The sequence below is a fragment of the Bacillus sp. EKM208B genome, from assembly GCF_011800725.1.
Lineage (GTDB): Bacteria > Bacillota > Bacilli > Bacillales > Bacillaceae > Bacillus > Bacillus velezensis.
In genome coordinates this window covers 345,700-357,806 of record NZ_JAANHO010000004.1, presented here as the reverse complement: position 1 = coordinate 357,806, position 12,107 = coordinate 345,700, and the positions used below count along the sequence as shown (strand labels likewise).

11 protein-coding genes are annotated in these 12,107 nt (G+C 46.7%); 7 read left to right on the top strand and 4 right to left on the bottom strand.

The window, feature by feature from the left end; genetic code table 11:
* Nucleotides 1-289 precede the first annotated feature (289 nt).
* Entirely contained in the window at nt 290-478 is a 189-nt protein-coding gene (locus G9F75_RS09705) for a YlaF family protein (protein ID WP_003154504.1), read from the bottom strand.
* 111 nt (nt 479-589) lie between these two features.
* Here G9F75_RS09705 and typA point away from each other — a divergent pair, with 111 nt between their 5' ends.
* Nucleotides 590-2,428: a translational GTPase TypA gene (gene typA / locus G9F75_RS09700; RefSeq protein WP_014417657.1), complete on the top strand. Its 1,839-nt coding sequence runs from the start codon at nt 590-592 to the stop codon at nt 2,426-2,428.
* A 56-nt stretch (nt 2,429-2,484) separates the two neighbouring features.
* Nucleotides 2,485-2,805: a YlaH-like family protein gene (locus G9F75_RS09695; protein ID WP_007611192.1), complete on the top strand. Its 321-nt coding sequence runs from the start codon at nt 2,485-2,487 to the stop codon at nt 2,803-2,805.
* 42 nt (nt 2,806-2,847) lie between these two features.
* Here the strand turns inward: G9F75_RS09695 and G9F75_RS09690 are convergent, their stop codons facing one another.
* Together G9F75_RS09690 and G9F75_RS09685 are read right to left on the bottom strand one after the other, a co-directional pair.
* Complete coding sequence (locus tag G9F75_RS09690; protein WP_007409677.1) at nt 2,848-3,057, bottom strand: YlaI family protein; 210 nt, start codon at nt 3,055-3,057, stop codon at nt 2,848-2,850.
* 102 nt (nt 3,058-3,159) lie between these two features.
* Complete coding sequence (locus G9F75_RS09685) at nt 3,160-3,783, bottom strand: YhcN/YlaJ family sporulation lipoprotein (protein ID WP_121984763.1); 624 nt, start codon at nt 3,781-3,783, stop codon at nt 3,160-3,162.
* 154 nt (nt 3,784-3,937) lie between these two features.
* On the opposite strand from G9F75_RS09685, the gene G9F75_RS09680 reads away from it, so the two are divergent.
* On the top strand, nt 3,938-5,266 hold the full coding sequence (locus G9F75_RS09680; RefSeq protein WP_014417660.1) for a PhoH family protein: 1,329 nt from the start codon (nt 3,938-3,940) through the stop codon (nt 5,264-5,266).
* Here G9F75_RS09680 and G9F75_RS09675 read toward each other — a convergent pair.
* Entirely contained in the window at nt 5,261-5,737 is a 477-nt protein-coding gene (locus G9F75_RS09675; protein WP_007409680.1) for a hypothetical protein, read from the bottom strand. The two genes, G9F75_RS09680 and G9F75_RS09675, sit on opposite strands and share 6 nt — an antisense overlap.
* A gap of 103 nt (nt 5,738-5,840) precedes the next feature.
* Here G9F75_RS09675 and glsA point away from each other — a divergent pair, with 103 nt between their 5' ends.
* The 4 genes from glsA to pyc all read left to right on the top strand — a co-directional run bounded on the left by glsA (nt 5,841) and on the right by pyc (nt 12,097).
* Nucleotides 5,841-6,770 carry a glutaminase A gene (gene glsA, locus G9F75_RS09670; protein ID WP_167409087.1) on the top strand — a complete coding sequence of 310 codons (930 nt, stop codon included), beginning with the start codon at nt 5,841-5,843 and terminating at the stop codon, nt 6,768-6,770.
* Between the two features lie 107 nt (nt 6,771-6,877).
* Nucleotides 6,878-7,159, top strand: a complete 282-nt coding sequence (locus G9F75_RS09665; protein ID WP_003154494.1) for an Fpa/YlaN family protein — start codon at nt 6,878-6,880, stop codon at nt 7,157-7,159.
* A 204-nt stretch (nt 7,160-7,363) separates the two neighbouring features.
* A complete protein-coding gene (locus G9F75_RS09660) occupies nt 7,364-8,575 on the top strand; it encodes an FtsW/RodA/SpoVE family cell cycle protein (RefSeq protein ID WP_017417718.1) in 1,212 nt (403 codons plus the stop codon).
* A gap of 75 nt (nt 8,576-8,650) precedes the next feature.
* Nucleotides 8,651-12,097: a pyruvate carboxylase gene (pyc, locus tag G9F75_RS09655; protein WP_167409073.1), complete on the top strand. Its 3,447-nt coding sequence runs from the start codon at nt 8,651-8,653 to the stop codon at nt 12,095-12,097.
* Nucleotides 12,098-12,107: the final 10 nt, after the last annotated feature.

Sequence of the window (12,107 nt, the reverse complement as noted above, 5' to 3'; positions counted from 1 at the left end):
TATTTGCTTACAGCCACAAGTATAAAAAGACAATGATGGAATTGAAATAGGAGGTATGGTATTTTCTGCATAACGATGCCGGACTATTTCAGACTGCATCTTCTGAGGGAATCTGCTGATGTAACTAGAATGGGAGCTGTCATTTCCGGCTTCCTGACTAAGCGGCGGGGGAGATAAGCCTTACATCTAAAGCCTGTTTTGAGGATGTGAAAAAGCCTGAATCTTTGATTCAGGCTTTATTAGATAGTGTGCTTTTCATGTTTACGGAATTTTGCAAAGGGTCATGCTTTTAATCAAGCAGTCCCTGTTCGCGCATTTTTTTCTTTACGGTGAAACCGCTTCCCATCATGGCGATAACGAGAACAATGCTTCCGATGATGCCCCATGCGCTTTTCTCAGCGATTGATACGCCGATCAGCATCATGCTGAAGACTGCTGCGAATGCAAATAATAATAAGAGCCAATTCAATTTTTTCATATTTCCATCCCCTTTAACGTCATACTTTCAGTTTACAGAAAAACGTAACGCTTTTAAAGAGGATGTGTGGTATAATATGAAAGTTATCTAATTTTTTTAGGAGATGAAAATGTGAAACTTCGAAACGATCTTCGCAACATCGCGATTATTGCCCACGTTGACCATGGGAAAACGACTTTGGTAGACCAATTGCTTCACCAAGCCGGAACATTCCGTGCCAACGAAAATATTGCCGAGCGCGCAATGGATTCAAACGATCTTGAACGTGAACGCGGTATTACAATTCTTGCGAAAAATACTGCGATTAACTATAAAGATACACGCATTAATATTTTGGACACTCCGGGACACGCCGACTTCGGCGGAGAGGTAGAACGGATTATGAAAATGGTTGACGGCGTTCTGTTAGTCGTTGACGCATATGAAGGCTGTATGCCGCAAACCCGTTTCGTACTGAAAAAAGCCCTTGAGCAGAACTTAAATCCGGTTGTCGTCGTAAACAAAATCGACCGTGATTTCGCCCGTCCGGAAGAAGTCATTGATGAAGTGCTTGATTTGTTCATCGAGCTTGACGCAAACGAAGAACAGCTTGAGTTTCCTGTCGTCTACGCTTCTGCGATTAACGGAACGGCAAGTCTGGATCCGAAAAAGCAGGACGAAAATATGGAATCACTGTATGAAACGATTCTTGAACATGTCCCTGCCCCGGTAGATAACGCCGAAGAGCCTCTTCAATTCCAAGTGGCGCTGCTTGATTACAATGATTATGTCGGCCGTATCGGTATCGGACGCGTTTTCCGCGGCACGATGAAAGTGGGTCAGCAGGTTTCATTGATGAAACTTGACGGAACGGTAAAATCATTCCGCGTAACGAAAATCTTCGGTTTCCAAGGATTGAAACGCGTGGAAATTGAAGAAGCGAGAGCGGGAGACCTCGTTGCCGTTTCGGGCATGGAAGACATCAACGTCGGTGAAACGGTTTGTCCGGCTGAACACCATGAGCCGCTGCCGGTTCTGCGCATTGATGAGCCTACGCTCCAAATGACATTTGTCGTAAACAACAGCCCGTTTGCAGGTCGTGAAGGCAAATATGTCACATCCCGTAAAATTGAAGAGCGTCTGAACGCGCAGCTTCAAACAGATGTCAGTCTCCGTGTCGAACCGACGGCCTCACCTGACGCATGGGTTGTTTCAGGACGCGGTGAGCTTCACCTGTCCATTTTAATTGAAAACATGCGCCGTGAAGGCTATGAGCTTCAAGTGTCTAAACCTGAAGTTATCATTAAGGAAATCGACGGCGTAAGCTGCGAGCCTGTTGAGCGCGTACAGATTGACGTGCCTGAAGAGCATACCGGTTCTGTTATGGAATCAATGGGTGCGAGAAAAGGCGAAATGCTTGATATGATTAATAACGGAAACGGCCAGGTCCGCCTGATCTTTACCGTACCTTCACGCGGACTCATCGGCTATTCTACTGAGTTTCTGTCACTGACACGCGGTTTCGGTATCCTGAACCACACGTTTGACAGCTATCAGCCGATGCAAAAAGGCCAAGTCGGAGGCCGACGTCAGGGTGTGCTCGTTTCCATGGAAAACGGAAAAGCGACATCTTACGGAATTCAAGGTATTGAAGACCGCGGCGTCATCTTCGTTGAGCCTGGAACAGAAGTATATGAAGGCATGATTGTCGGCGAACATAACCGTGACAATGACCTTGTCGTCAATGTCAGCAAAATGAAACAGCAGACAAACGTCCGTTCCGCTACGAAGGATCAAACGACTACGATTAAGAAAGCGCGCATTATGTCGCTTGAAGAATCACTCGAGTACTTAAACGAGGATGAATACTGTGAAGTAACGCCGGAATCCATCCGTTTAAGAAAGAAAATCCTGAATAAAAACGAACGTGAAAAAGCGGCGAAAAAGAAAAAAACAGCAGGAATGTCTTAATCACTTGCAGAATTTGAAAAGGTAGAACCCGAACGGAAAAGGGGAGGGGGATCCTTTTGAATGAAGTAAGTGAACGGCTGTCGTTCTTTGCGGCTCTTTACCAAGTGGATGAGCATCCGCTGACGGGAATGTGGCTGTTATACGGAACGATCGTCGTGCTTTCGGTGATTGTATTTAAACTCGGCTTTGCCAAACGGCTGCCGGTTTTGAAGGCTGCGGCAGTTTATCTCTTTCTCGTGCTCGGCTGCACCGTGCTGACTTTTTTCGGTGTGTTTCTGCCGGTCGGAGAAGGGCTTGTTGTCGCCGCCTTGATTTTGATCGTTTACAAAATCCGTCTGCACCAGTCCAAAAAAAGCCAGTCAGCTAAACCGCAATAAAAAAATGACCTTGCCTTCCGGCGGGTCATTTTTTTATTCGGTTTATTTTTTCAGTTTATCTTTTTTCGCTTTTTGTCCGGGATGAAAGGAAAAGTGTCCGGTATTCAGCCGCGCCTCCGTTTTGACTTTGATTCGGTCATGGCATTCCCGGCACATATATGTATGAATCGGACGATTGCGGAGGCGTTTGGCTGTCAGTGTTTCATCATCAATTTGTTCGATTTTGTCGCAAATGGAACATTTTACTCTCATTGATTTTTCACCTCTTTCACTATGACAAGCATTATATCATGGATGCCCCTCCTGCCAAAGGGAAAGAAAGCAGCGCCCTTCCTTTGGAGCGGGCGCTGCTTTTTACCGGCGGTTTTTCATATGATGATCCGATTGATCGTTCTGTTCGTTCTGCAGCTTGTTCTGGTCTCTTTGGTTCAGCTGATCATCATTCGATTGAGTCGGTGATTCTTTTTCATTGTCGGTCACATCATTCGGGACTTCCGGCATGACGCGGCCGACGATGGCGGCAAGTTCGTCCAAAATGCCTGAAACGGGGCGGCCGGCCTTAATGTCGCTGCCCATGCCTCTCAGACGGGAAACCGTATCAGGATCAGCCACGACAACGGCATTGGCGCCGTAAGGATCGTTTTTTAACGCCTGGGCAACCGTGTATTTAATGCTCTCCACTTTGCTTCTTTCTAAATTGTCATCCACATCGATACCGACAACGGAGTATCTTCCGAGTACAACCGCGGTGGCATCTGAAATGCCGGGGATTTTTTCGGTTACCTCGACGAGATGCTCAGCGATGTCTGTCCGGCCGGGATTTTCAGCTGTCTCAGGAGCCGTATTTTTCACATGGATCGGTTTTGCATCGCGCTGATCGGCTGATTCGTTCTGAATATTGCGGCCGCGGCCGTCCTGTACAGCAGTGCAGCCGGTAAGGATAAACAAGGCTTGTATGATAATGAAAAGAATTCGCACGTCAGATTTCCTCCTTGAATGCTTTCATTTATTTTATTGTTGAATTAACCTTCTATCTTTATTCACCAAATCATATATTTTAGCAGGCATCCCCGTTTTTCGCGGAAAGAGAAGCACACGATGGGCTTTGATCCTTATTTCAGGAGGCTGAGACTTGAGTAAAATTTATGTGTTAGATACGAATGTACTTTTGCAGGATCCTAACGCCATTTTTTCCTTTGAAGAAAACGAAGTTGTCATCCCCGCCGTCGTGCTGGAAGAGGTCGATTCAAAAAAGCGGTATATGGACGAGGTCGGGAGAAATGCGAGGCACGTATCTAAGCTGATAGACGGGCTCAGGGAGAAAGGAAGGCTGCACGAGAAAGTTCCGCTTGAAAGCGGAGGAACGCTCAGAATTGAACTGAACCACCGGTCATTTCACCAGCTCCAAGAAATTTTTATCGAAAAAACGAATGATAACCGCATTTTGGCGGTGGCAAAAAATTTAAGCCTTGAGGAGGAAACGAAAGAAAACGGCCGCCTCGTCATCCTGGTCAGCAAAGATGTGCTTGTCAGGGTAAAGGCGGATGCCATCGGGCTTTTGGCGGAGGACTTTTTAAACGACAGAGTCGTTGACCATGATGAAATATATAGCGGGTACAAAGATATATTTATGAATAAAGAGCGGTTTGCCTCGTTTTATAAAAACAAACAAATTTCAGTCAAGGAGCTTCAGCAGCATCAGGTTTATCCGAATCAATTTGTGCTGATGAAAGATGAATTAGGAGGATCTTCGTCTGCGGTCGGCATGGCAGATAAGAAAGGCGAGACCGTAAAAAGACTCGTTTTCGATGATGAGCACGTATGGGGTATCAGGCCGAAGAACGTCCAGCAGACAATGGCGCTTGAACTCCTGCTGAGGGAAGATATCCCGCTTGTCACCCTGATCGGAAAAGCGGGAACGGGAAAAACCTTGCTTGCTCTCGCGGCAGGGCTTCTGCAGACGGAGGATCTCGGTATTTATAAAAAACTGATCGTCGCGCGTCCCATCGTCCCGGTGGGAAAGGATATCGGATATTTGCCGGGCGAAAAAGAGGAAAAGCTCAAGCCGTGGATGCAGCCGATCTTTGATAATCTTGAATTTTTATTCAATGCGAAAAAGCCGGGTGAACTTGAAGCGATTTTGGCAGGAATCGGATCGATTCAGGTGGAGGCGCTGACATACATTCGGGGAAGAAGCATTCCGGATCAATTTATTATTATTGATGAGGCTCAGAATCTGACGAGGCACGAGGTCAAAACGCTTTTGACTCGGGTGGGAGAGGGCAGCAAAATTGTCCTGATGGGCGATCCGGAGCAAATAGATCACCCATACTTAGACAGTTTAAACAACGGACTTGCTTATGTTGTAGAACGGTTTAAAGAACAAACCGTCTCCGGCAGCGTGAAGCTTGTGAAAGGTGAGAGATCCGGCCTTGCACAGCTTGCCGCCGATTTGTTATAAAACTTCGATTTCTGTGACGCCCGTTATTGGTTTTTCAAAGTCTCCGTCCACGTAAAAATGGACCGGGCCGCCGTCTTGAAGGGGTTTCCCCGCATCGCTGAAATGCGCGATTGCGTCCATCGCCTTTTCGAGCGGCACTTCGGTTCTTTCTGATTTTGAAATAAATGCGCACAGGACAGCGCTTTCTTTCGGCTCGGCATTTGCTAAAACAGCGCCGAGCTTCATGGCGAAGCTGCCGTTCATCAGTCTTTCTTTTTCATAACGTTTTTCGCTTTTTAAAGTCGGCGGCGAAATGCGCCCTTCTCTGATCACCCGTTCCGGATCAAGCGTATGCTCCTGGGTTTCTGCAGAGCCGTCCGGATGAACGGGCTGATTTTTTTCAAACGGAAACTTACGGTCATCGAAAATCCAGACACTCGGATCAATTGTAATCGGGTATGTAACATTGCCTTTTACTTGAATAACGCTCATGGTGAAGCCCCCCTTTACTTAAAGTATAAAAGTTTTCGCATGAATTGTCACTTTGCGTCGCAAATTAGATGTATACAACGGCAGCGAAGTGAGGGTGATCGACATGGTATGCCGGCATTACCAAGAGCTGGACGCATTAGTTCAGGAAGCGAAAAAAAGGACCGAAGAAGGCAAAGTGGCAGACTATATTCCAGCTCTGGCTGAATCTGAACAAGACAGCCTTTCGGTCACGATTTATCATGCGGAAAATACATGTCTGTCGGCAGGAGACGCCGACCGGACATTTACGCTGCAGAGCATTTCGAAAGTGCTTTCTCTGGCGCTCGTACTGATGGATTACGGAAAGGAAAAGGTGTTCAGCTGCGTGGGTCAGGAGCCGACCGGCGACCCGTTTAATTCCATGATTAAGCTTGAAACAATGAATCCGGGCAAGCCTTTAAATCCGATGATTAATGCGGGAGCCCTCGTCGTTACGGGTTTAATTAAAGGGCATTCGCCGAAAGGCCGCCTGGATTACCTGCTCGGATTCATCAGAAGACTTGCGAATAATCAGGACATTACATATTGCAGCCATGTCGCGGAATCGGAATTCAAATCTTCCATGATTAATCGGGCCATGTGTTATTACATGAAGCAGTATGACATTTTTAAAGGCGATGTTGAAGGGGTCATGGATTTGTATACAAAACAGTGCGCGATTAAGATGAGCAGTCTGGATTTAGCCAAAATCGGCTGTGTATTCGCCCTTGACGGCAAGCATCCGGAAACCGGGGAGCAGGTCATTAAAAAAGATGTGGCGAGAATCTGCAAGACGTTTATGGTGACCTGCGGCATGTACAATGCGAGTGGGGAATTCGCGATTAAGGTCGGCATTCCCGCTAAAAGCGGCGTTTCGGGAGGAATCATGGGCATTTCGCCGTACAACTTCGGAATCGGTATATTCGGCCCGGCGCTTGATGAAAAAGGCAACAGCATCGCGGGTGTGAAGCTTTTGGAAATCATGTCTGAGAAATACAGGCTGAGTATTTTTTGAAACATTTTTTATCATAACATCTGCTTAAATCCTCTTGCAATTTCACCTGATACCCTTTATGATAAATAGAAGAATTAGGTACTCGCCTGGGGAACGGAGGGATACTTTTGGCTTCAGAGATTATAGTTGACCATCAGCAGAAAGCATTCGAGCTGTTGAAGTTAGATGCTGAGAAGATTTTGAAGCTGATCCGAGTACAAATGGATAACTTAACGATGCCTCAATGTCCTCTGTATGAAGAGGTCTTGGATACTCAGATGTTCGGACTGTCGAGGGAAATCGATTTTGCTGTCCGCCTGGGATTAGTTGACGAAAACGACGGCAAAGAGCTGCTGGACAGACTTGAAAGAGAACTGTCTGCTTTGCATGACGCGTTTACAGGAAAATAAATGATCAAACTCAAACTATTCAACGGTTTGGGTTTTTTTATAACCGTAAACCGTTTTTTTGCATCTTCTTTTCGTAAGACGGTCTCTTAATCTGCATTTCATCCGAAAAACTATAAAGAAACTGCGTAAATTGTTTATGAATTATAGTAAAATATAATACGCAATAGGTATTAAACGTAAGCTTTAAGCAGGAAAGAGGATGTTATGTTTAAAAGAATGTTAAAATCTTACGATTATTCATTGATATGCGCTATCATTCTGCTGTGCAGTTTCGGATTGGTCATGGTATACAGCTCAAGCATGATTACCGCCGTTATGCGTTACGGCGTGAGCAGCGACTATTTCTTTAAACGGCAGCTGTTCGCCGTCATCGCGGGGTTTGTGCTGTTTATTATCGCGGCCGTTTTTCCGTACAAAGTGTTCGCTCATCAAAAGATTCAGAAATTCGTACTGCTTGCGTCAGTGGCTGCGCTTTGCGCGCTGTTTGTTTTCGGACATGTTGCCGGAAACGCGCAAAGCTGGTTTAAAATCGGCGGAATGGCCATTCAGCCGGGGGAATTTGTCAAGCTGACCCTGATACTGTACCTTGCCGCGGTATACGCAAAGAAACAAAGCTATATCGATCAGCTTTTGACGGGGGTTGCGCCGCCGGTGATCGTCACCGTAGTCATTTGTGCGCTTATCGCCATTCAGCCTGATTTCGGAACGGCGATGATTATCGGTCTGATCGCGCTTTGCGTCATTATGTGTTCGGGATTCAGCGGAAGGACCCTGCTCAAGCTGGTTCTCATGGCGGGAATCGTATTGCTCCTTGTCAGCCCGATCATCTATCTGAAATGGGACGATATTTTGACACCCGGGCGTATGAGCCGGTTTGAAAGTCTTGAAAATCCCTTTAAATACGCCAGCACATCAGGCCTGCAGATTATAAATTCGTATTATGCGATCGGCTCAGGCGGTTTTTTCGGTCTCGGTCTTGGAGAAAGCATTCAAAAATACGGTTATCTGCCTGAATCGCATACAGACTTTATTATGGCGGTTATATCAGAGGAGCTCGGCATTTTCGGCGTCCTGTTTGTCATTGTACTGCTGGCTTTTGTCGTGTTAAAAGGTTTTTATATTGCGAGAAAATGTGAAGATCCGTTCGGAAGCCTTTTGGCAATCGGGATATCCAGCATGATTGCGATTCAGACCTTTATCAATCTCGGCGGTGTCAGCGGTTTAATTCCGATCACAGGTGTTCCGCTGCCGTTTATCAGCTACGGGGGCTCATCAATGTTTTTGTTATTAACGAGCGCCGGTATATTGGTGAATGTCAGCATGCATGTCAAGTACTCAGAAAAGAAGAAAAAGAGGGAGCCCGTTCCGTCTAAGGGGGTAAAAAGACGGCAGACGGAAAAATCTGTGTATCTCTAAAAAACAAGTGTATACACAGCACGGATATTCCTTTATTATAAACTACATATTTATTAGGCCAAGGGGGAGAAAAGTTTGTCACAACAATCCATCCAAAAAGTGTTAGTAGCAAACAGGGGAGAAATTGCGATCCGGATTTTCCGGGCGTGCACAGAATTGAACATCAGAACGGTAGCCGTTTATTCAAAAGAAGATTCGGGCTCCTATCATCGCTATAAAGCGGATGAAGCTTATCTTGTGGGAGAAGGCAAAAAACCGATTGACGCGTATCTTGATATTGAAGGGATTATTGAGATCGCAAAAAGAAACGGCGTTGATGCCATTCATCCGGGCTACGGATTTCTCTCTGAAAATATCCAATTTGCGAGGCGCTGTGAAGAAGAGGGCATCGTATTTATCGGACCGACGTCAGCGCATTTGGATATGTTCGGAGATAAGGTAAAGGCAAGGGAGCAGGCAGAAAAAGCCGGCATCCCCGTTATTCCGGGGAGTGACGGACCGGCTGAAACATTAAAAGATGTCGAACAATTCGCAAAAGTCCACGGATTTCCGTTTATTATTAAAGCATCGCTCGGAGGCGGCGGCCGCGGAATGAGAATCGTCCGAAGCGAAAGCGAATTGAAAGAATCGTTTGAGCGGGCCAAATCAGAAGCGAAAGCCGCATTCGGAAACGATGAAGTGTATGTTGAAAAACTGATCGAAAATCCTAAGCATATTGAAGTTCAGGTGATCGGAGATAAAGAAGGCAATGTCGTCCATCTGTATGAGCGGGACTGTTCCGTTCAGAGACGCCATCAAAAGGTCATTGAGGTGGCGCCGAGTGTATCTTTGCAGCCTGAATTAAGGGACGAAATCTGTGAAGCGGCTGTGGCGCTTGCGAAAAATGTCGGCTATATTAACGCGGGGACCGTGGAATTTCTCGTAGCGGGCGGTGAATTTTACTTTATTGAAGTGAACCCGCGCGTGCAAGTGGAGCATACGATTACGGAAATGATAACGGGGGTTGATATCGTTCAGACGCAAATCCTCGTCGCGCAGGGCCACGGACTGCACAGCCGTGCCGTCAATATCCCTGAGCAGAAAGACATTTTTACAAACGGGTATGCGATCCAATCACGTGTGACCACTGAAGATCCGCTGAATGACTTTATGCCTGACACGGGTAAAATTATGGCTTACCGCTCAGGCGGCGGCTTCGGCGTCCGCCTTGATACGGGAAACAGCTTCCAGGGCGCCGTCATTACGCCTTATTATGATTCATTGCTCGTCAAGCTGTCGACATGGGCGCTGACGTTTGAACAGGCATCAGCGAAAATGGTCCGCAACCTGCAGGAATTCAGGATAAGGGGCATTAAGACCAATATTCCGTTTCTTGAAAACGTGGCAAAGCATGAAAAATTCCTGACGGGCCAATATGACACATCGTTTATCGACACAACGCCTGAGCTGTTTGTTTTCCCAAAACAGAAGGACCGCGGAACAAAAATGCTTTCCTATATCGGCAATGTCACGGTGAACGGTTTTCCGGGAATCGGGAAAAAAGAAAAACCTGCATTTGATAAGCCTCAGACCGTTACGTTAGATATCGGGGAAAAGCCGGCAAGCGGTACGAAACAGATCCTTGATGAAAGAGGCGCCGAGGGGCTTGCAGACTGGGTGAAAGAGCAAAAATCCGTGCTCCTGACCGATACAACGTTCAGGGATGCCCATCAGTCCCTGCTCGCAACACGGATCAGATCCAATGATTTGAAAAAAATCGCGAATCCTACGGCTGCCCTGTGGCCTGAACTGTTCAGCCTTGAAATGTGGGGAGGCGCGACATTTGATGTAGCGTACCGTTTCTTAAAAGAAGACCCTTGGAAACGCCTTGAAGATCTTCGCAAGGAAGTGCCGAACACATTGTTCCAGATGCTGCTTCGTTCATCAAATGCCGTCGGTTATACAAACTATCCGGACAATGTCATCCAAAAATTTGTCCGGCAGTCAGCGGAGTCAGGTATTGACGTATTCCGGATCTTTGACAGCCTGAACTGGGTAAAAGGGATGACGCTGGCCATCGATGCCGTCCGTGAAACCGGAAAAGTGGCGGAGGCTGCGATTTGTTACACGGGAGATATTCTTGATAAGACCCGGACGAAATATGATTTGAAGTATTATCTTTCTATGGCGAAAGAGCTTGAGGCGTCTGGTGCGCACATTCTCGGCATTAAAGACATGGCCGGTCTTTTGAAACCTCAAGCCGCATACGAACTTATCTCAGCGCTGAAGGAAACGATTGATATTCCCGTTCATCTTCACACGCATGATACGAGCGGCAATGGCGTCTTTCTCTATGCCAAAGCTGTTGAAGCGGGTGTGGACATCGTGGATGTCGCCGTCAGCTCAATGGCGGGTCTGACTTCACAGCCGAGCGCAAGCGGATTTTATCATGCCCTTGAAGGAAACAGCCGCCGTCCTGAAATGGATGTCCGCCAGGTGGAAAGACTGTCACAATATTGGGAATCCGTCCGTCAGTATTACAGTGAATTTGAAAGCGGGATGAAGTCTCCGCATACTGAGATTTATAATCATGAAATGCCGGGCGGCCAGTACAGCAATCTGCAACAGCAGGCAAAAGGAGTCGGCCTGGGTGATCGCTGGAATGAGGTGAAAGACATGTACAGCGTCGTCAACCGCATGTTCGGCGACGTCGTGAAAGTAACACCTTCTTCCAAAGTCGTCGGAGATATGGCGCTTTACATGGTGCAAAACAATTTAACAGAACAAGATGTTTATGATAAAGGCGAAATGCTTGATTTTCCGGATTCAGTCGTTGAGCTCTTTAAAGGGCAGATCGGCCAGCCGCACGGCGGATTTCCGGAAAAACTGCAAAAGCTCGTTCTGAAAGGACAGACGCCGATCACGGTAAGACCGGGTGAGCTGCTTGAACCGGTATCTTTTGAAGGTATTAAAGAAGAATGGAAAGAAACACATCAGATGGAATTGAGTGATCAGGACGCAATCGCGTATGCTCTTTATCCGAAGGTGTTTACTGAATATGTTAAAACGGCTGAACGCTTCGGTGATATTTCCGTATTAGACACACCGACTTTCTTCTACGGGATGACGCTCGGTGAAGAAATTGAAGTGGAAATCGAGCGCGGAAAAACGCTGATCGTGAAGCTTGTATCTATCGGTGAACCGCAGCCAGATGCGACACGTGTCGTTTATTTCGAATTGAACGGCCAGCCGCGCGAGGTGGTCATTAAAGATGAAAGCATTAAATCGTCCGTACAGGAAAAATTAAAAGCAGATCGGACAAACCCAAGCCACATTGCGGCATCCATGCCGGGAACCGTCATTAAATTGTTAACGGAAACCGGGGCAAAGGTGAATAAAGGCGATCATCTGATGATTAATGAAGCGATGAAAATGGAGACGACGGTACAGGCGCCGTTCTCCGGGACGATACAGCAGATTCATGTGAAAAACGGTGAACCGATTCAGACAGGCGATTTACTGATCGAAATTGAAAAAGCGTAAAATGAATATA

Excerpts from the sequence above, each read along its gene's own strand:
- G9F75_RS09690 (WP_007409677.1), bottom strand. The coding sequence starts at position 3,057 with ATGAGAGTAAAATGTTCCATTTGCGACAAAATCGAACAAATTGATGAT.
- G9F75_RS09660 (WP_017417718.1), top strand. The coding sequence starts at position 7,364 with ATGTTTAAAAGAATGTTAAAATCTTACGATTATTCATTGATATGCGCT.
- glsA (WP_167409087.1), top strand. The coding sequence starts at position 5,841 with ATGGTATGCCGGCATTACCAAGAGCTGGACGCATTAGTTCAGGAAGCG.
- G9F75_RS09705 (WP_003154504.1), bottom strand. The coding sequence starts at position 478 with ATGAAAAAATTGAATTGGCTCTTATTATTATTTGCATTCGCAGCAGTC.
- G9F75_RS09675 (WP_007409680.1), bottom strand. The coding sequence starts at position 5,737 with ATGAGCGTTATTCAAGTAAAAGGCAATGTTACATACCCGATTACAATT.